The sequence below is a fragment of the bacterium genome (genome assembly GCA_020444065.1).
Lineage (GTDB): Bacteria > Sumerlaeota > Sumerlaeia > SLMS01 > JAHLLQ01 > JAHLLQ01.
On record JAHLLQ010000004.1, the window covers coordinates 351,785 to 372,506 of the forward strand.

The following is a 20,722-nucleotide window of genomic DNA, read 5'->3' on the forward strand; positions in this document are numbered from 1 at the left end:
GGCCTTTTACAGCTTTTACAACCCTTATTTATTCCAAGAATTTCAACCAAATGTGTTGGATCGATTAAATCAGGTAAAATGATTGATAAAATACACGGAGTTTATGGACCGACGCCCCTTGCAGTGCTGAGAGTTAATTGAGAGTAGTGCTTGCGAAAACGGTTTGGGCGGGCTGAATCGAAGCGGGGCGCAAAACGAAATCGGGGTTGCAAAAGGGAATTGTAACAGGCCGCCGAGAGCAGATGCCCAAACCGCGACACCACACCTCAAGAGGTTCCCACCGTGATTTACACAAGATTCAGAGGACTGAAGGCCATTACGGTCGCACTCTTCCTCCTCGCGGCACTTCCCGGAATGCTGTTGGCAGCCGGAAGCGTCTCGATCTCCCCGGACCCGGCCCAGGCCGGATCCAACGTCACCGTGACCTACAATCCCTCGGGCGGACCGCTGACCAGCGCGAGTTCGGTGACTATTCACCGCGGCATCAACGGTTGGCAGAACGTTGAAGACGTCGCGATGTCGCAGAGCGGCAGCAACTGGGTGATCACCTACTCGGTCCCCAGCAACGCCACTCAGCTCGACATGGTGTTCCACGAAGGCGGAACGTGGGATAACAACAACGGCAGCGACTGGCACTTCACCGTCCAGGCCCAGCCGACACCCACGCCGATCCCGAACCAGGTCGCGATTTCTCCGGACCCGGCTCCGGCAGGCGGCAGCGTCACAGTTCTTTACGATCCCGCCAGCGGCCCGCTGGCTGGTCACTCCAGCGTCAACATCCACCACGGATACGACGGATGGAGCGGCGTTTCCGACGTCGCCATGAGCCAGAACGTCGACGGTTTCTGGGAAGTTACATACACCGTCAACGCCTCGGCCACGTCGTCCATCGACATGGTCTTTTATGACGGCGGCACCTGGGACAACAATGGCGGCAACGACTGGCACTTCTCGGTCTCCACCGGACCGACGCCGACCCCGACCGCGACTCCCACGCCGACCGATTCGCCGACTCCGTCGCCCACACCGACGGCTTCTCCGACCCCCAGCCCCACGCCGACCCCGACGGACACCCCGACGCCCACGCCGACGGCAACTCCGTACTGGTCCGGCAACGGCTGGATGGGCCGCATGAAGGTCTACGACCCCAACGTCTGGGGCGGCGGCCGCGACGCCAACTACGGCGTGGCGAAGTACTACATCGACGAGGACGCGAATGAGTCCGTTCCTCTCACCGTCACGGTCGACGTCTGGACCGATGGCGTTCCCCACGAGAACATCGAAGTCGAAGTCTTCACGAACCTGAACCGTCGTGACTACGCCAAGACCTACGAGCCGCTCGAAGACATCAACCAGGCGAACAGCTACTACGTCACGGTCCCGATGTCCTTCGTCGAGCAGGTCGGCAATGACTACGTCTACATGGCGACCATGAATGTCGACACCTGCGGCGTTTACCGCGTGACGACCCGCTGGCGCGCCCAGGGCTACGACTGGCAGTGGCACAACCAGTACCTGCCCGGCGACGGCACCACGATCCACCAGCGCGACTGCAACATCGTCGTCTCGCCCGAGAAGGTCCTGGACCTGAGCATTTACGAAGTGAACTCTCTGAACGTTGAAGCGACCTCCTCCGATTCCGGCGGACGCAGCACCTTCGAAGACTTCACCGATCACGACACCGACGGCTACGACCCGTTCAACCTGAACTATGTGAAGAACACCCTCGGCTTCAACACCATCTGGATGATGCCGATCCACCCGATCACGACGCAGCGCTGGTACCCCAGTGGCGACTTCCTGGCCCAGAACGGCAGCGTGGGCAGCAACATCAGCCCAGGCAGCCCCTACGCGACCCGGAACTACTGGGAAGTGAACGAGATGCTGAGCGACGAATGGACCTGGGCCGACTCTCTTAGCGAGTTCCAGTACGTCGTCAACCAGGCCGAGAACATGGGCCTTAACATCTTCATCGACGTCGCGATGAACCACGCCGGCTGGGACGTCATGTACGGCCAGGGCGCCGTCGACCTCGGCTACTGCACCTCCGGCCAGGAATTCGACGAGATTCGCTCGAATCGCTCGAGCTGGGTCACCAAGCGCTCCGACTGGTATGCCGGCAACTACGGCTACCGTCAGCCCGCCACCAGCTACAACGATTGCGCGACCTGGGCGCCCGGCGACCAGCAGAACCGCCACCAGTGGTTCGACGCCGGGGTCGACTGGTACTTTGGCGACTACAACCACCTGGGCTTCGGCTATCCCTACAGCGACGGCATTGGCTGGTTCGAAGATGAGCGCGACGAATTCTGGACCTGGACCGACACCAACACGTCGCAGTCCACCAAGGACGAAGTCGCCCGCGTTTGGAACTACTTCGCCTACTACGTGCCTTACTGGCTGAACCAGACTGGCAACAAGCTGGACGGTATCCGCGCCGACTTCGCGCAGGGCCTGCCCGCCCCGGCATGGGAGTACATCATCAACAAGACCCGTCAGTCCAAGTGGGACTTCGTCTTCCTGGCTGAGGTTCTCGATGAGCCCCACACCCGCTACCGCACCAGCCGCCACTTCGACCTCATGACCACCGTCGACCACTACCTGTACCGCAAGGGCGACCTGACCATGACGCAGTTGGTTGGCAGCCTGGACAGCGAATCCAGCGCCTACGGCTACAACGTGGCCGTGATGCACAACGGCAGCAGCCACGACGAGAGCCCCGGTGGCGCCGGCGCCTGGATGATGGCCGCTCGCTATGCCGTCGCGTCCTCGCTGTACGGCGTGCCGATGGCCTACATGGGCCAGCCCCTGGGCGTGCCTGACAAGATCGCCTTCGACGTCTGGTCGGACATGAAGTACTACTGGGACAACAACAACGACTCCACCCGTAACGCGCTGTACAAGAAGATCAACGACGCCCGCGCCAACCACGCGGCCCTGCGCTCCACGAACCGTTACTTCCTCGGCACGCAGAGCACCGGCGGCTTCAACGATCAGATCTACGCCGCGGCTCGTTGGGAAGGCAGCGACGTCATGCTGGTCTTCATCAACCTGCGCGAGTGGAACGTTGGCAGCGAGAGCTACAACATCCCGTCCGTGTTGCCGCTTGGCGACTCGACGATGTACCAGGCCTACAACCTGACCGGCGATCCGAACACCCCGCTTTGGGGCTCGGCCCGCAGCGGCGCCGACATCAAGGCGAACGGCATGACCGTCGGCTTCAACTACGGCAACGAAATCCAGTACATCGAGCTTCGCGCGCAATAAGGACGGTTTCCGAGCGGAAACTCCACTTACCACCTGACTGGCCCGCCCGCCCCTTCCCACCCCGGAGGGGCGGGCGGTTATTTGGGGGATGGCCTCCGATGTCACCCCCAGGCGTTGACACTCTTCCCCATTCGCGCCAGTCTTTCTGCATTGCATCGGCCCATCTCGCGCGCCGTCCGGTTTCCGGCGGGGGAGAGCCTTGCGGCTTCCCGGCGCGCCACACCGACACCCGATGGGCAATCACGGAGACATATGACCCCGACAAACGGTTTTCGCATCTCAGCCTGGATGAGCATCTTCCTGCTGGCTGCACTTGCATTCTCTACCGGCGCCCAGGCGCAGGTCTTCGACGGCAGTTCCGCCCCTTTCGCGGGATCGCTGAACGTGCCGCGCGACTTTGACCTCGCAGATATCGATGGCGATGGACAGGAAGACGTCATTGGTGCGTACTTCGGCTCGTTCACGGTCGCCTGGTTCAAGAGCGACAACGCGACGACGCCCACGCTGACTCCGCACACGATCACCGACTCGCTGTTCGGCCCGGTCTGGGTCAGCGCGGGTGACCTCGACGGCGACAATGACACTGACGTCGCCGCCGCGGCCTTCGATGGCGGGCGCCTCGTCTGGTACGAGAATTCGAACGGTGGAATGACCTGGACGGAGCACGTCCTGCTAACCGGCCTGGACGGTCCTAAGTTCATCTACTGCTACAACATGGATGGCGATGACGACCTCGACCTGATCGCAACGATTCGAAACACCAACGAGGTCATCTGGTTCGAGAATCGCCTTTCGACAAACGGAACCTTTGTGCAGGACGATGTGACTTCGTCGCTTCTGGCACCGCAATCGGCCTGGCCGGCGGATCTGAGCGGCGATGGCCGCCCGGATCTTGTCGTTCCCGGATTCGGTAGCAATGCGGTGGCATGGTTCGAAGCACCTGCAACGGATGGCGGAACGTGGACTCGCCATGACGTCGATCTGGCCGCCGGCGGAGTGCGAGATCTGCGCGTGGTCGACATCGACGGAGATCATGACGACGATATCCTGGCCGCTCTGATCAGCGATCAGGAAATCCTCTGGTACGAAAACAACGGTTCGGCCGGCGGATGGGCTCCACACACAATTATCCCAAGCTACGATGGCGCTGCGTCTGTCTCTGCGGCAGACGTGGATGGCGATGGCGACTTGGATGTGGCTTCGACGGCAGCCTTTGTGGACCTGGTTACGTGGCACGAGAACACCAACGGCGACGCATCCACATGGGCGCATCACACATTGTCGGACGCGTGGGACTTCCCGCTCTTCGTGAAGTTTGGGGACGTGGATGCCGATGGCGATCCGGATCTGCTGTCAGCTTCGAACGACGATAGCGTTTCCGCGTTATACGTGAATCGTTCGCCGCTTGTCGCATTCGATTCCATTGACCCGCAACAGCCGATCGCCGGCGACAACATCGACCCGCACGCGTACACCGACACCCGCAACATCGTGCTCGGCCTGGGCTCCGCGACTGGCAACCACCTCGATCTCCTTTACGCCTCTGCCGATGACTTCGCAACGTCGCTGAGCGCACCCTACTACGGTCAGCCGAATACTCCACTCGTACTGCCCGACGCGGACGGACCCCACGTGGTTTCTGTGCGACTTTCGAATCTGGGATGGGTTGGTCCCGCGACAACGGACACCATCACGCTCGATCGCGTTCCACCGGCGACTCAGGTCACCGGTCCATTCTCGCCGGTGACACAGACCTCGCCAGTGATCACGTTCACCTACAACGCCAGCGACGAAACCACCAGCGTCCATGCGGTGCAGTTGTACTACCGCCGTGCTGACCAGACGCCGTTGGGCGCATTCCAGCCCTACGGGACGCCGCAGTCGAACACGGGAACGATCGACTTCGATGCGAGCTCCGTCGTCGACGGCGACGATGGGCTTTACCACTTCCAGACGATCGGGACAGATCCGGTCGGTAACACCGAAGCGCTGAACGCCAACGGCGATATCACGATCGAGTTCCGTTGGGTGCGCGGAGGTTGGATGGCCTATTGATCGATTACGGCAGTTCCGCGCGCATGTAGCGGCGGAAGCGATCCTTGTCGAGCGCCTTCATGTAAGCTTCCTGCGGGCTGACAATGCCTTCGCGCAGGTAGTCCTCGATGGCGTCGTCCATGAGTTGCATGCCGACCTGGCGGCTGGACATGATGATCTGGTTGATCTGGTTCGTTTTGCCTTCGCGGATGTAGTTTGAAACGGCCCGTGTTTGCAGCAGAATCTCGTTCGCGGCGCGTCGGCCGGAACCATCGTTTGTCCGCAGCAGCAACTGCGCGCACACGGCCCGCAACGACACCGCGAGCATCGAACGAATCTGAGTTTGCTGATCCGCCGGGAAGACATCGATGATGCGATCGATCGTCTTGATCGCGCTATTCGTGTGCAGCGTTCCGAAAACCAGCGTTCCCGTTTCAGCAGCCGTCACAGCAAGGCTGATCGTTTCCAGATCGCGCATCTCGCCGACCAGAATAACGTCCAGGTCCTGGCGGGTTGCGCTGCGCAACGCGTCCGCGAACGAATGCGCGTGAATACCGACTTCGCGTTGCACGATCGTGGATTTCTTTGGCGCGTGAACGAACTCGATCGGCTCCTCGATCGTTACGATGTGGCGAGCGTAGTTTGCATTGATCGAATCGATAATGGCGGCCAGCGTCGTCGACTTGCCGCTACCCGTCGGTCCCGTTACCAGAACCAGCCCGGAATTGAAGTGTCCGAACGACTCGAGCACCGACGGAACGCGCAACTGCTGAAGGGTGAGAATGCGCGACGGGATTGTGCGGAATACAGCGCCGACGCCGTTGAAGTTGCGGTGATAGTTTGCACGGAAACGCGCTTTCGAGCCGTGGCCGTAGGCAAAATCCAGGTCGCCCGTGTCGATAAACTCCTGCCAGAAATTCGGGAGGCAAAGTTCCTTCATCATCGCCGTCAGTGTTGGACCGTCGATGGGGCCGGCGTTTGGAACCGGCATGATCTTGCCGTGCAGCCGGATCTTCGGAACGTGATTCTCCGCCAGGTGCAAGTCGGATGCGCCTGCGTTCAGCATCGAATCAAAGAGTCTGTCCAGTTGCGCCATCGTGCGTCCTTACGTCTGGTTCCTGTACTGTTCGAAGGCTGCCTTGTTATCCGAGCGCCGGTACGCTTCGAAGCCCGTGATGTATCCGCGCTTCAACAACTCCATCAACGAATCGTCCATCGTCTGCATGCCGAGTCGCCTGCCGGATTGCATGACGCTCAACAATTGGTGGAACTTCAAGTCTCGGATCAACGCCGACACGGCCGACGTGACCAGCAGAATCTCCATCGCCAACACAAGGCCCTGCGCATCGCGACGAGGGATCAACTGCTGGCTGACAACGCCGCGAAGGGATTCGCTGACCATCACGGCGATCTGCGCCTGCTGGTTCGACGGGAAGACATCCAGAATGCGGCTGACCGTGCGTGGAGCACTTCCAGTATGCAGCGTTCCGAATACGAGGTGCCCGGTTTCTGCGGCCGTGATCGCGATGGAGATCGTTTCCAGATCGCGCATCTCACCGACCAGCAGAATGTCCGGATCTTCGCGCAGCGACGCCCGCAATGCAGAGCCGAACGACTCCGAGTGCGATCCCACCTGGCGCTGCGTCACATGGCAGTTCTTTGAAGAATGTACGAACTCGATCGGATCTTCGATGGTGATAATGTGCTCATCGCGATTCTGATTCACCAGGTCCAGCATCGCCGCGATCGATGTGGTCTTTCCGGAACTCGCCGGTCCGGTCACAAGCACCAGGCCCTGCGGGTACTCCGTCAACATCTTCAGCGGCGGTGGCAGGCCCAACTCTTCAAACGTCGGGATCTTGTGAGGGATGATGCGATAGGCTCCGTCCCAACCGAGGCGCTGATTGTACACATTGCAGCGATGTCGGCCCACGCGCGGAATATCCAGCGCGTAGTCCAGCGACAAATCCTTCTCTGCCTTTTGGCGTTGCTCTTCGCTCAACAGCGAGAAGTTCAGCTCCTTCGACTTCTCCGGCGTCAGCGGATCCATCTCCATGTAGCGAATCTGGCCGTTCAATCGAACGAATGGCGGTCGCCCCGCGGAGAGATGCAGATCGGAGCAGCCCCAATGTCGCGCCAGCCGAAGCATTTCCTTCAGTGTCTGGGGCTGCGAGTGCGAGCGGGCTTCTGCCGGCGAGACTTCCTGAACCGTTTGTGCGGGCGGAACGTGGCGAGCCGGCGTCGCGCCGCCGGGATTCGTCTGGGGCCTGGGAGGTGCCTGTTGTTGAGCCCGGGGCTGGGACTGAATCGGCTTTGTCGGGTGCTCGTCGATCGGTTCGGTTTTGAGCTGTTCCAACTGGTCAGGCGTCAGGAAGTGACGCTTCACCATCAGATCCTCGGCGTTCTGGCCGGGGAAGCTCTCGAGCTCCTCCAGGATGTGCTGATGCTGTTTGCGGGTGATGAGGCGGTTTTCGAGAGCCGCTTCGAGGATTTCGCGATCCGTTGCCACAACAGAATCCCCTGTGTGCGGAGTGCCGCCCCCTCGTCTCCAGATCGGAACTAACGGTTCTTAATCAGGCGGTGCTTTCGGCCCGGCGGTGTTGATCGACGGCGACGCAGAAGGCCTTGTAGAAGTCCTTAATCGTCCGCATCTCCCAATCGGAGAGCAGTCCGTCTTCGTAGGTCTTACGGACCTCTGTGAACATGCCGATCAGTTGCTGGCGCATCTTTTCCAACTGCTCCGGCGTCAGGTCCTTCATGTCGTTCAGGCAAAGCAGAACTCGACGATCTTCCGGCGAAATCTCCGACGTGTCGTACGGGTTGACGGGCTCGGCCTGTACCGGTTCCTGGCGTCCGCCCTGCTTGGGAACTGCTTCGCGACTGACGGCACCGGAAACGGCCTCTTCTTCGTCGACGCCCATGGCCAGTTTCTCGTCCACTCCGCGCAGCCAATCGATGAACTGCTCTTCCTCGGAGCCGCCGGAGCCTTCTTGTTCCTCCGGCTCCCGAGCGGCAATCTCCGCGGCTTTTTCTTCAATCTGCTCGCTCAGTTCCTTCAGACGCGGATTCGCCGGAGCGAGTTCAATGGCCTGCGCGAGAGCGCCCTCGGCGCGGTTGATCTCTTCCGTGTCCAGGAACATCTTAATGGCTTTTTCGTAAGCCTGCATTGCCGGGACACGCTTGCCCGCCTTCTCGTGCAGCAGCGCCAGCAGGTAGTGGCACATGCCATTATCGGGCGCCAGTTCCAGCATCGAGTTGATCGATTCCTGGGCACCGCGCACCTGGTTGTATTGCATGTAGAAATCGACCACCCACTTCAACTGTTCGGCCGCCGCATCGGGGCGTCCCATGCGGGCGAACAGATAGGCCAACTCCTTGCGCGCTTTCACGGCGCCGGGTTGCAGGATGATCAGGATGTTGTAAATCGAGAGCGTCTTGTCCAACTCGCCGCGAACGGCGTAGGACTCGGCCGCCTGCAGGTACTCGCGATAGGCGTCGTCCTTGCGCCCCAACTCCAGCAGCAGAGCCGCGAGCTTCGAGCGCGTAATCTCGTTGCGGGGATCCAGCGAGACCGCCTGCTCCAGGTAGGGGAGGGCGTCGTGGTGCATGCCCTTGTTGATGAACATTTCGCCGCGGAACAGCAGGTCGCTCGACTTATCTTCCTCGCCGAACAGATTTCTGGTCACTTCGTCGAGGCCGCAGTCGTAATACAGCGCGACGAGTTCGATCAGAAGACCGCCCTCGTAAGCCTCGCACTGCGAGTACTGACACTTGAATGTCTTCTCGGTCGTGTCGACGATCAGGGACTTGCGAACCAGGTCTTTGTGGATCGGGCAATGGACGCGAACGATCGCGCCTTCCTGGTAAATCGAGGACTCCGTAAACCCCATGCGCTTGAGCACAAGGTAAGGATCCAACGAAGCGTTGAAGCCGTAGTCCGATTCTCTCAGTTCAAAACGCGACATATACACACCGTTGCCCTGCTGAAGGGCGCGTCCGGCCCCCCAGGAGTGAGGCAACCCCCATAGATACCAAAAGAGTAGAAAGCCCCCGAAAGTGCGGCAAGCCTTTTTGCCCGGGGGAGCGCATTCCGATGGGGGCTGAGACGCTCAGTGTGGCCGGGTTGCACAACGCCTCAAGCGCTCGCAGAGTACCCGGCAGCGGTGATCGCATCCGCGATCTGGGCCGTTGTGACCGCTCCATCTTCGAATTCGACAGTTGCGGAGTCCTGTTCGTGGCTCGCCGACACCGCCGTCACGCCATCGAGAGCCAGAGCGGCCTTCTCGACGCGGGCGGCGCACTTTCCACAGGACATCCCTTCGACCTTCAGTGTCGCTTTTGACATCTGGACAATCTCCTCGTTGCGGTTTCCAATAGGCCTCGCGAGGAACGGACCAGAGCAACTCCTGTGATCAGAGGCCTCGACCGACCTGGTGGATCACGTCGGCCACATCGAACGCAGAATCTTCCGTGACTTCCGCTGCAGGGAACTGCACCGGCGTCAGCAGCGACTCCTTGTCCAGCATTCGAACCATCAGGTAGCTCGTGATCACGCCGTGGGGTCCCGGCGCCATCGGTTGCTCGGTGTGACACACCAGGCAGTCCTTGATGTACGTCGCAGTGCCCTGGACACGCATGGACTGGACCCAGTCGCGGCTCTGGGTCGTCGGCATCAGGGCGTGGGGGCTGTTGTGGCATGCGGCGCAGTAGACCCCGCCGTGGCCCGTGCTCTGGCGATAGAGGGTTCCGGCTTCTTCGCCATGATCTTCATGGCAGGTTTGACAGCGAGGCTCTTCCAGCCACGGTTGACGTCCATTATTCAGCGCCGTGCGCATCTCCGTCAGGGTTCCATGGCAATCCGTGCAGCCAATGCCGGCGATCGACATCGCGCCACGCTGGCACTGCGTATTCTGGCCCGGATGGCAATCATAGCAGTTCATGTTGCCCTCTTCCTTGGCGTGGAGGCCATGTACGGCGCGCGACAGGTTCTTGATGCCGATACCGGGCGTTCCGAGGGCATTCGAGGCGTGGCAACTGGCGCACAGGACAGGCTGGCTGCCCATCAGGTTTGTGCCTTCCTCTTCGTCGTGCTCTTCCAGAATGTTCCGAGCCGTCTGCGCCTCCGTGCTGCCGCCGTGGCACTTGTTACAGCGCATCTCGGTCGACACGGGTGCCACGAAAGTTGTCTTGTCGACCAATGTCCCATCGGGCTCGGTCGTCACGGAGACTTCCGCCCATTGGTAAGGCTGCTCATTGGCAAGATCGGCATCGCTCCAGGGCGTCAGCGGAATGCCCGCGGCTTCGAACGCCGTCCCGTTCCAATCCAGTTCGCCGGTCAGTCCTTTGCCCGTCAGACCCACATCGGTGGCTGGCGTGGTTCCAAACAGGGCCTGCGCGTAATTCCAGAAATTCACCTTATTCGAACTCGTCGTGTTCTCCGGAAAGCGATACGTCAGCGTCACACCACTCTCGACGAGTGTGGGGATCGGGCCGCGCTCGATCACCTGGACCCAGATATTGTTGTAGGGGGGCAGGACAGTCATTACGCTGAAGTCCGAATTCATGCAGTGCATCCCGAGGTCGTTCCAACCGAGAGCGACATGCGTTCCGAGCTGTTCACGATCGACATCCGGAACGATCATATCCGGTTCTGCGAGTGTCGGGACAACCACGGCCACTGCGAACGCAGCGGCGATCCAGAGCTTGAATCTGTTCATTTTTGGCTTCTCCAATTCCCATTTCGGAATATTTGAACCATCAATTCCTTTATCCCAATACTGTATGGTTGCTTGTTCGGTTGCAGAAGTCAAGCAGACAACTATTCATATCTTCACAGTCGCACCTGAAGTTCTTCATTTCGGTTCCCGAGGATGATTGACGACACGATGACCGGGCGTTAGGCTGCCAGTCAGAATTGGACCGGTTCGATTCCGTCGGCGATCGAATCGGCGAGATTGCCAGCCGACACGGTGCTGACATGGCCAAAGAGACAAAGAAGCCGCGCGCTCACAAGGGGCGCAAGAAAGCCGCGAAGGCCACGGCGAAGGCCAAGGCGCCCGTGCCCGAGCGCCCCTGTCCGATCGAGACGGAGGCGCGACTGCGCGCGATCGTCGACACGGCTGTGGATGCGATTATCACGATCGACGAGTTTGGAATCGTCGATGCGTTCAATCCCGCCGCGGAAAAGATGTTCGGTTTCAAAGCCAAGGAAGTCCTCGGCGAGCACCTGACCTTGCTGATGCCCGAACCCTTCTCGAAACACCACGACGAGTACGTGCATCGCTACATGGAGACCGGCGAGAATCACGTGATCGGTCGGCGCGTTGAAGTCGTTGGCCGGCGCAAGAACGGCACCGTCTTCCCGATGGAGCTTTCTGTCAGCGAGATGTTGGTGAATGGGCGGCGGATGTTCACTGGAATCGGCCGCGACGTCACCGAGAAACGCGAAGCATCCGAGCGCATTCGCCAGACCAGCCGATTCCTCGAATCGATCCTCGATTCGCTTTCGAATCACATCGCGATTCTCGACAGTGAAGGCATCATCATCCACGTCAACGACGCCTGGCGGCGGTACACTCGAGAAAACAACCTCGGGATCCCCGAGGACGGGATCGGCGTGAACTACCTGAAGGTCTGCCTCGAGAGCATGGGCGAGGAAGGACGCCGCGCAGCGGATGGAATTCGCGCGATCATGCGTGGGGATACTCCCGATTTCTCGATGGAGTACCTCTGCCCGAAGGCCAAGTCCGAGCAATGGTTCAAGATGCAGGTCACCTGTTTCCGCGGCCACGACGGCCAGCGCGTCGTTGTCTCTCACGAGAACATCACGGCTCGAAAAGCAGCCGAACGCGACTTGCAGGAGGAGCGCAACTTTGTTTCCACCGTGCTGGACACGGCTGGCGCCCTGCTGGTTGTCACAGACATCCGCGGTCGGATCGTGCGCTTCAATCGCGCTTGCGAAGCACTAACGGGTTACAGCTCGGAGGAGGTCCTTGGTCGAACGATTTGGGATTTCCTGGTCGACGAAGACGACGTTCGCGAAGTGCGCCGCGTCTTCAGTCAACTCCGCCGGACGGTGTTTACGAATGAAGCGGAGAACCACTGGATGTGTCGCGACGGGACGAAGCGCCTCATCGCATGGCGCAACGCATGTCTGCTGAATGAAGAAGGAAAGCGCGCGTTCATCGTCAGTTCCGGCATCGACATTTCGGAGCGCGAACGAATCGCCCGCGAGCTGCGCGAGATTCAGAAACTGGAGGCGGTCGGTCGCGTTGTCGGCGGGCTGGCCCATGACTTCAACACGATCGTCGGCGTCATCACCGGGCACTGCGAGTACCTGCTCTATCGCCAGTTGCACGAGGACGATCCTTTGCGCGGCGACATCGACGAAATCCTTCGCGCCGGCCAGCGCGCAACGGACTTGATCCAGCAAGTGCTTGCCTTCAGCCGACGTCAGTCATCACGTCCGAAGCGCATGGCTCTTAACGAGGTCGTCAGCGATATCGAGCAGATGCTGCGAAGACTCGTCGGCCGCGAGCACGAATTGACCATCAAGACGCAGAGAAAACTCGGCGAAATCCGTGGCGACCGCGGCCAGATGGAGCAGGTGATTTTGAACCTCGTCGTCAATGCGCGCGACGCACTGGAACGCTCCGGCTCAATCGCCATCGAGGTCGAAAACGAGGAACTGAGCGAGAATTACGCGCGTCAGCGCATCGGCATCAAGCCGGGGCAATTCGTACACTTGGCCGTTCGCGATACCGGCCATGGAATCGACACTGAAACCATGCCGCGCATCTTCGAGCCGTTCTTCACGACGAAAGAGCCGGGCAAGGGGACCGGACTCGGGCTTTCGACTGTTTATGGAATTGTCCGTCAGCATGGCGGAACCATCGAAGTCGACAGCACGCCGGGCGAAGGAACCGCCTTCCACATCTACCTGCCGTGCGTCTGACCGATCAGCCCATTACCTGGGCTTCTTCCTGCGGGATCATCTTTCTGCGAAGTCGATCGTACACCCAAGACACTCCTGTGCCCACGAACGGCAGCAGGAATGCCCAGATGCCCGCTCCGATGGCGGCGCCACTCATCTCGTCGCGCTGGATATACCAGATTGGGCTCAGCGCCAGCGCCGCCATGATGTGAATCGGCGTCAGGACGAACAGGCTGGAGATGTGAGCGATCCCGCTCTTGTTCGTCCACGGGATCCAGAGGAAGAACAGGTAGAACAGCTTCACTTCGTCGGTGAGAAACTGGTGATAGCAGACACCGATCATGAACAGTGCTGCACCATGTCCCAGCCAGAAGATGGGAACATCCCCCATAAAGGGCAACGAGCAGCAGATTGCCGATATCAGCGCCCCGCCGAGGTAGAACAAGACGAAGCCCTCACGGCCGAGTCGATCCTCCAGGGCAGGGCCGAAGATAAGCCAGAACAGCATGATCAGCGACACGGATGTCGGGTAGGAGGACGAAATCTGGAGAGGCGGTGGGAGCTGTGTGACCGGCGTGAACAGGCTCTGGAGAATCGCCGACCAGAATTCGACATTCCAGGCCTCCGGCGGCAACATCTGGGTGATCAGCACAGAGAGCTGCGCCGGGTAGATCGTCGCGGCGATCAATCGGTACAGAATCAGTGCCAGCAACACGTACGAAAACAGCCCTCGCTTCGAGAGCCGCAGGTTCATGCCGCACGGGAAGAGAAAGAATAGCATAACATCTGAGTTGACCCTCGGCAGTAGCCCGGCGGCAAGCGGATTGACGCGGGTCTGCAGCCCCGCGAGATCGCTTCCCGCGAGCGACGATTCCACTGCCCCATCCGATGACGGTAAATGCCGGCCGATTCGGGGGATTTTCCTTTCCTCCCCCCCGAACCGAGGTTTACGTTCCCCGGACTTGTACCAAGAGAACGGAAGGTCTTCCCATGGCAAAAAAGAGCAAGCGCAAGTTGATCGCGGTCATTCTGGCCGCCGGTCAGGGAACCCGCATGAAGTCCCAGCGGCCCAAAGTCCTGCATTCGATCTGCGGCACCCCGATGATCGATCACGTGCTGGACTCTCTTCAGCCGCTGAAGCCGGACGAGGTCTACGTGATCACGGGCCATCTGCACGACGAGGTGAAGGCCCATGTTGGCTCCCGAGCCGAGTGCATCCTGCAGAAGGATCGCCTGGGCACTGCGCATGCCGTCAAGATGGCCCGCCGCAAGTTCGCCAACAAGGATGCCGATGTCCTCATCATGTGCGGCGACGCGCCCCTCATCAAGACTGAGACGGTCGAGGCGCTTCTGCACCGCCGTCGCAGCCACCACACCGCTTGCGTTGTCCTGACGACCACATTGCCGGATCCGACCGGTTACGGGCGAATTGTCCGCAATCGCGACAACACCGTTCGCAAGATCGTCGAGCACAAGGACACCAACACCTACGAAGAGAAGATCGACGAGATCAACACCGGCACGTATTGCTTCGACGCCCAGGACCTGGCGTGGGCAATCAACCGCGTGAGCAATAAGAACGCTCAGAAGGAATACTACCTGACGGATGTGGTGGAGATCTTCCAGGTGGCAGGCAAAGAAGTCGAAGCCGTCGTCTGCGAGGACCCGACGGAAGTTGTCGGCGTGAACAGCCGCCGCGACATGGCCCAGGCCGAGCGATTCTTGCGCGCCCGCATCAACAACCGCATCATGGACGAAGGCGTCACCATCGTCGATCCTCAGAATACGTACATCGACAACACGGTGAAGATCGGCCGGGACACGAAGATCCTGCCGTTCACGATCATCGAGGGCGCGACCCAGATCGGCGAAGGCTGTCGGATTGGCCCGAACTGCTCGTTGCACGACGCCCGGCTCAACGATGGTGTTGTTGTGCGGAACTCGATCGTCGAGGACGCCACCGTCGGGAAGAACGTCCAGATCGGTCCCTACGCCCATATTCGCCCCGGGACCAAGCTCCCCGCCGGTGCCCGGATCGGCACGTTCGAGGAAATCAGCCAACAGGACCTCGACGAGGATTACGAGATGCTCGACCTGCACTCGGACTTCCTCCTCGGTGCTCCCAAGGCAGAGGGACGGAAGGCACCAGCCAAAAAGGCCCCAGCCAAGAAGGCCCGCAAGAGCGGCGCGAAGAAGAAGTAATCACCCTCGACCAATTCGGACATGAGGAACCTGCCCATCATGAACCGTTACCCGGAAGGACCTCTCATCATCTGCGGCCGAGATTCGGTCAATCTAGCCCAGCGCGTGGCGGATTGCCTGAAGATTCAGCTCGGCCACGCCGAAATCCGCAAGTTCAGTGACGACGAGACCTTTGTCCGCATCAACGACAATGTCCGCGGGCGGGACATCTTCATTGTCCAGTCCACCCACAAGCCGGCGAACGAGAACCTGATGGAGCTGCTCCTGCTCCTGGACGCCGCCCGTCGGGCCAGCGCCGATCGCATTACGGCCGTCATCCCGTACTTCGGCTACGCCCGCCAGGACCGCAAGGCTCAGGGCCGCGTTGCCCTGTCGGCCAAGTTGGTCGCCAACCTGGTGACGACGGCCGGTGCCAATCGCGTTCTGACGATCGACCTGCATTCCAGCCAGATCCAGGGGTTCTTCGACATCCCGCTTGATCATCTGTACGCAGGCTCGATCCTGCTGGAGCACGCCCGGACGCTGGATCTGAGCAAGGCCGTCGTAGTCTCTCCGGACGTGGGCAATGTGAAGCTCGGCCGGGACTATGCGACCCGTCTCGGGCTGCACCTGGTGATCATCGACAAGCGTCGTCCGGAGCCCAATCGTTCCGAGGTCATGGCCATCATCGGTGCCGAGGAAGTCGTGGGAAGAAATGTACTGATTTTCGATGATCTGATTGACACGGCGGGCACCATATGTAACGCAGCCCAGGCCCTTCGCGAGAGGGGCGCACGGGATGTTTATGCCCTGGCGACACATGGAGTGTTGAGCGGACCGGCTTTAGACCGTCTGCAAGAGGCTCCGATCAAGCAGATCGCCATCACAAACACCATCCTTCAGGATAGGGAAAGATTACCGGAAAAGATCAAAATCCTGGATGTAGCCCCATTGCTGGCGACAGCCATTGATAGAATTCATAAAGACAGTTCTGTCAGTGCTCTGTTTCAGAATGCGAAGCCCTGAACGGCTGAAGGCTCAACCCGGGTTGTGACACACGCGGAGGTTATAAGAATGGCTCAAACGGCAGTTGCAATGAAGCTCGACGCGAAGGTTCGCGAGGAGCGCGGTAAAGAGAAGGCCAAGAAGCTGCGCTTCGCCGGGATGCTTCCCGGTGTCGTCTACGGCAGCGGCAAGGATGCCGTCTCTATCGTCCTGGATGCCCACGAGTTCCAACTCGTCCGGCAAGCCGCCCACGGCGACTCGGTCCTAATCGACCTGAACGTCGACAACGGCGACCACGACAAGGTCTTCATCAAGGCGCTTCAGCGCGATCCCGTCACCAGCAAGATCGAACACGTCGATCTGCTCCGCGTGGATATGAACAAGGAAATCACGCTCAAGGTTTCCGTTCGCCAGATTGGCGACACGCCGCTTGGCGTTCGAGAAGGCGGCCTTCTCGAGCAGGTTCGTTACAAGGTTGAAGTTCGCTGCTTGCCCGGCAACGTTCCGGCTCACATCGAAGTCGACCTGACTGAGCTTGGCGCCGGCGCAACCTTCCATATCTCCGACCTGCCCGTTCTTGAGGGCGTCGAGTACCTGGAAGAGCCTGACACGACGATCTTCTCGATCGTTTCGAAGGCCAAGCTGGAAGCTGCTGCATTCGCCGCCGAAGAGGCTGCGGCCGCTGCCGGTGGTGAAGAAGGCGAAGCCGAAGCCGCCGAAGGCGAAGCCGAAGAGGGCGAAGCCGCCGAAGGCGAAGCGAAGGAATAATCCTTCCGATTTCAGTGTTGCAGAACTCTGCCGGCCGGGGTCTCCCGGCCGGCGATTTTTGCTTTTTACGGCAAGCCAAGTCCCCGCTCAGGTCGCATCGAGATGCGCCGAGTCCCAACTCAGAGCCGCGATCCATGGGCGATCTGGATCGGTCTCAGACGGGTCTTTGGGGACGTACAGGAAGTAGCGCCCGACGTGGGACTTCTCCACGTAGCTTGCCTTGATTGCCGCGCGCATGTTTGGCGTGAAGCGCCAGAAGAACTGGTCATCGTCCATCAGGTCCTGGCTTGTGACGATCAGATCGAATTTCCCCTCAATCAGATCCTTCACAAAGCCCGACTCGTCCCATTTCTTCTCTTTCGCCAACTGGCTCATGATGAAGGGCTGGAAGAGCACTTTCTGGCCCGCAAGGATGTTGAAGACCGGCTCCTCGCACAGCACCGGCCCCGTCGCGTCGAGGACCTGGCTGTAGACGACCTCGGCGACCGCACGGTCCTGCTGCGTAGGTCCGCCGGCGAGCAGATCGCGCTTCTGGACGCCATCGGCGACCGGGTATGCAAACAGATCGAGCGCATGAAACCAGAACAGAGCGATGGTGAGGCCGCTCATGAGCGTCAGCGTCTGGTGGGGGTGCTCGCGATCGCCCACGCGGCGCACCAGCAACCCCAGGTTCACGCCCACGAACAGCGCAATCGCCGCATTGAACTCCAGCAGGTAATTCGCCGCGGCGCCTTCCTTGCCGATGCTGATCACAGACAAAGTCGCAAAGATCAGGTACGCGGTGAATGTGATTCCCTCCGGAGGCGTGTCGTCCTGGGCCTCCTCTTCGCCGCTCTCCTCGTCTCGTTCGATCCAACGCTGGTGACGCCAGACAGCCGGTACGACCATCAGCAGCAGCGCCGTGGCGACGATCTTGAACTTGCCCCAGAACCAGATGTGGTGAATCCAGCGCTGCAGTTGCTCCGGATCGAACACGTTCATGTTGTAGAGCACAGTGTGGCGGAGGAACTCCCCGCCGGTCATCAACTGAAGGGCCAGCGTCGTGATGCCGACGGCCGCCAGCATTGCGATGCAGAAGATGCCTGCACGCGTTGTCTCGCGCCGCCACAGCATTCCGACGAGCACTGCAGCTGGAGCGACGATCTGGGTTTGCTTTGTGAAGAACGCGAGCGTGAACAGCGCCACGCCCGCCCACAATCCGGCCCAGCGCCGCGACGAGGTAATCGCGATCAACCCCGCCAGGCCGAAAGCGATCGCTGGCAGATCGACTCGAGCATAGGCGATCCAGTCGTTCAGATCCCAGGTGGCCAGGAAGAGACCGGCCCCAAGCAGCGACGGCACCACGAGCCCCGTCTCTCGCAGAATGCCGTAGAGGAGCAGTGCGACGATCACGAGAGTGGCCAAGGTCGCCAGCAGGCGCCCAGGGGCGATGCTGCGCGGGGCAAACGGCACCAGCCCGGCCCACATGGCGGGATAGACAGGAGGGTAGTTGCCAACGGTATAGGGGTATCCGGAAATATCGGGATAGATCGTCCGGCCCTTAGCCAATTGGATGGCCTGCTCGAACAGAAAGCCTTCTTCCGGGTCGATCTGGTACGGATACGCAATGGCCTCGACTGACCGCTTGAACGGATGCAGCCCGATGAAGAGCAGCAGGATCACCGGCGGAATCAGCGCGATGGCCAGCCATAGATGCCCGCTCGTGCGGCGAGGGGGCGCCTGCTCCGCAATCGGCTCCTGATCGCTCATGCGTTCTCCAGCACGCGCAGAATCGCCGCTTCGACATCGGCCGCGTCCATGGACTGCATGCACGATGGCCGCACGTTGCAGCGCTTCAGATAGCATGGGGAGCACTGGAAATCTGTCACGATCATTTCACCGCGGCCGAACAGGTCCACCTCCTGGTGGCAGGTTGGGCCGAAGAAGGCGACCAGTTGTTTCTTCAGAGCAATGCCTACGTGCATCGCCAGACTGTCGGCGCTCAGCAAGGCAGCGCATTCGTCCACCAGCGCGAAGAAGACCTCAAGCGAGTTGAAATTCCCCGAATCAAAGACACGCGCCCCGGCCAGGTCGCCCGCGCGGTGCATCAGGTCGCGATGCAGTTCCTGCTCCCGTGGGCCGCCCAGCAGGATCATGCAAAGCTCCGGTTGCGCGGACAGTCGCTGGATCAGTTCGGCGTAGCCCTCCTGCGTCCACGCCTTTGTCTCGAAGACAGGCCCGCAGCCTGTGTTAAGGCCGATTAATCGTGCCCCCTTGGGGACTCCCCCGCGCTCCAGAATGCACTCTGCAGCTTCCCTGGCGGCAGGGGAGACCTCCAGGCCGTATTCGTCGCCCTGGTACTCCATCTCCGCCATGCCGTACAGGATCTTGGGGTGTGTCAGCTCGTTCTGCCGATACTTCAAATCGTCCGAGAGCCCGAGGCGCAGCGCATAGGTCGCGCCGTCGTTCCAGACAGTCGCCTGGTTGCCCGCCGTCGGCGCATAGCCGAGCTTGCGTGTCGCTTCGATCTTGCGCGACAGGGCAACGGCTTCTGCATCCTTATCAAGGCAGAGCAGCAGGTCGAAACACCTGCCCTCCAGAGCCAGGACTCCGCCCGGCGTCAGCGCGCGCACCTCGTCCACCAGTGGATCGCGGACGATCGGCTCGGTGCCGGGGGCTGTCAGCCATGTGATCCAGGATTGCGGGTGGAGGCGCTTCAGGCCCGGGAGGAGACACTTCGTTCGCAACGCGTCGCCCATCGCGCCGAGCTTGATAATCAGGATCTCCGTTCCCCGCGGCTGGTACTCTGCGCAATCAGGGCAGCCATCGGACTTCCCACAGGGCTTGTAACCCGAATAGAATCGGCAGTCTTCCTTGATCTGTTGCGGATCGATGTTGGCGAAGGACGTCACGCGGGCCTCTTGACGGGAGGTTCAAATTCCAGCACTACGTTTCGCCGGGGGACGCTCGGCACGCAAGGGCGAACAGGAGTCCTGGCTCGGCGCGGACAAAAGGAAACCGCCCGGATCGTACCGGGCGGTTTGAGAACTTGTTGTGACCGGTCGTCAGCCTTCGGGCGATTGCCCGCCCTGCTGCTCGGCCTGGACTTCCGCCAGGCGCTTTGGCGGCAGCTCGCTCAACAGCTTGCCGAGAGCCTTGTTCATACCGATGAACAGCGTGTGCCATTCGATCTGAATCTTGCTGAATGTGGCTTCCGGCTGGGCCTTCATGTGGCTCAGGCTCACCGTCTCCGTCAGAACATTCAGGATCTTTGGAGCATCCTTGAAGTAGTCGATGGAGAGCTCCTGGAACTTGAAGTGATTCAGTGCCAGGATGCTGACCAGGTTGCCGAACTCGTGTTCTTCTTCCTGGGTGATATTCTTCTCGATCAGATCGTCGGAGAAGTACGTGAAGAACTGCTGCCACAGGGCTGCATACTCGCGCACGACGGCGATCCGATTTTCGATCGAGAGATGTTGAACGGCCTTTTTTTTCGCCATGGTTGCTTAGGTCAGTTCTTTTTCTGGAAGATGTTCAGCGCCCAGAAGACGTAGA

At 60.3% G+C, this 20,722-nt stretch carries 15 protein-coding genes; 6 read left to right on the plus strand and 9 right to left on the minus strand.

Annotated elements, in window-relative coordinates:
• Positions 1-282 precede the first annotated feature (282 nt).
• Positions 283-3,267, plus strand: coding sequence for a hypothetical protein (locus KQI84_12625; GenBank protein MCB2155721.1), 2,985 nt, complete (start codon positions 283-285; stop codon positions 3,265-3,267).
• 252 nt (positions 3,268-3,519) lie between these two features.
• Complete coding sequence (locus KQI84_12630) at positions 3,520-5,322, plus strand: VCBS repeat-containing protein (GenBank protein ID MCB2155722.1); 1,803 nt, start codon at positions 3,520-3,522, stop codon at positions 5,320-5,322.
• A gap of 4 nt (positions 5,323-5,326) precedes the next feature.
• Here the strand turns inward: KQI84_12630 and KQI84_12635 are convergent, their stop codons facing one another.
• From KQI84_12635 to KQI84_12655, 5 genes are all read right to left on the minus strand, one after another.
• On the minus strand, positions 5,327-6,397 hold the full coding sequence (locus tag KQI84_12635) for a PilT/PilU family type 4a pilus ATPase (protein ID MCB2155723.1): 1,071 nt from the start codon (positions 6,395-6,397) through the stop codon (positions 5,327-5,329).
• 9 nt (positions 6,398-6,406) lie between these two features.
• On the minus strand, positions 6,407-7,450 hold the full coding sequence (locus KQI84_12640; GenBank protein MCB2155724.1) for a PilT/PilU family type 4a pilus ATPase: 1,044 nt from the start codon (positions 7,448-7,450) through the stop codon (positions 6,407-6,409).
• A 424-nt stretch (positions 7,451-7,874) separates the two neighbouring features.
• The gene (locus tag KQI84_12645) at positions 7,875-9,266 is read right to left on the minus strand and encodes a hypothetical protein (protein ID MCB2155725.1); all 1,392 of its coding nucleotides are present in this window, start codon (positions 9,264-9,266) and stop codon (positions 7,875-7,877) included.
• A gap of 170 nt (positions 9,267-9,436) precedes the next feature.
• Positions 9,437-9,646, minus strand: a complete 210-nt coding sequence (locus KQI84_12650; GenBank protein MCB2155726.1) for a heavy-metal-associated domain-containing protein — start codon at positions 9,644-9,646, stop codon at positions 9,437-9,439.
• Between the two features lie 67 nt (positions 9,647-9,713).
• Positions 9,714-11,018 (minus strand): cytochrome c3 family protein, encoded by a 1,305-nt coding sequence (locus KQI84_12655; GenBank protein MCB2155727.1) that lies wholly within the window; start codon positions 11,016-11,018, stop codon positions 9,714-9,716.
• Between the two features lie 197 nt (positions 11,019-11,215).
• Between KQI84_12655 and KQI84_12660 the strand changes: the two genes are divergently transcribed.
• Positions 11,216-13,255 carry a PAS domain S-box protein gene (locus KQI84_12660; GenBank protein ID MCB2155728.1) on the plus strand — a complete coding sequence of 680 codons (2,040 nt, stop codon included), beginning with the start codon at positions 11,216-11,218 and terminating at the stop codon, positions 13,253-13,255.
• Positions 13,256-13,259: 4 nt separating this feature from the next.
• On the opposite strand, the gene KQI84_12665 is transcribed toward KQI84_12660, so the two are convergent.
• Positions 13,260-14,111: a rhomboid family intramembrane serine protease gene (locus KQI84_12665; GenBank protein ID MCB2155729.1), complete on the minus strand. Its 852-nt coding sequence runs from the start codon at positions 14,109-14,111 to the stop codon at positions 13,260-13,262.
• Between the two features lie 113 nt (positions 14,112-14,224).
• Here KQI84_12665 and glmU point away from each other — a divergent pair, with 113 nt between their 5' ends.
• From glmU to KQI84_12680, 3 genes are read left to right on the plus strand one after another with little or no spacing between them, the layout of a single operon-like run.
• Positions 14,225-15,436, plus strand: coding sequence for a bifunctional UDP-N-acetylglucosamine diphosphorylase/glucosamine-1-phosphate N-acetyltransferase GlmU (gene glmU, locus KQI84_12670; GenBank protein ID MCB2155730.1), 1,212 nt, complete (start codon positions 14,225-14,227; stop codon positions 15,434-15,436).
• Positions 15,437-15,475: 39 nt separating this feature from the next.
• Entirely contained in the window at positions 15,476-16,441 is a 966-nt protein-coding gene (locus KQI84_12675; protein ID MCB2155731.1) for a ribose-phosphate pyrophosphokinase, read from the plus strand.
• A 48-nt stretch (positions 16,442-16,489) separates the two neighbouring features.
• Complete coding sequence (locus KQI84_12680; protein ID MCB2155732.1) at positions 16,490-17,188, plus strand: 50S ribosomal protein L25; 699 nt, start codon at positions 16,490-16,492, stop codon at positions 17,186-17,188.
• Positions 17,189-17,275: 87 nt separating this feature from the next.
• Here KQI84_12680 and KQI84_12685 read toward each other — a convergent pair whose 3' ends face one another.
• From KQI84_12685 to KQI84_12695, 3 genes are all read right to left on the minus strand, one after another.
• A complete protein-coding gene (locus tag KQI84_12685) occupies positions 17,276-18,937 on the minus strand; it encodes a DUF2029 domain-containing protein (protein MCB2155733.1) in 1,662 nt (553 codons plus the stop codon).
• Positions 18,934-20,079: a glycosyltransferase family 9 protein gene (locus KQI84_12690; GenBank protein MCB2155734.1), complete on the minus strand. Its 1,146-nt coding sequence runs from the start codon at positions 20,077-20,079 to the stop codon at positions 18,934-18,936. The genes KQI84_12685 and KQI84_12690 overlap by 4 nt, the downstream gene beginning before the upstream one ends.
• A 153-nt stretch (positions 20,080-20,232) precedes the next feature.
• Positions 20,233-20,667 (minus strand): hypothetical protein, encoded by a 435-nt coding sequence (locus KQI84_12695; protein MCB2155735.1) that lies wholly within the window; start codon positions 20,665-20,667, stop codon positions 20,233-20,235.
• Between the last annotated feature and the right edge of the window lie 55 nt (positions 20,668-20,722).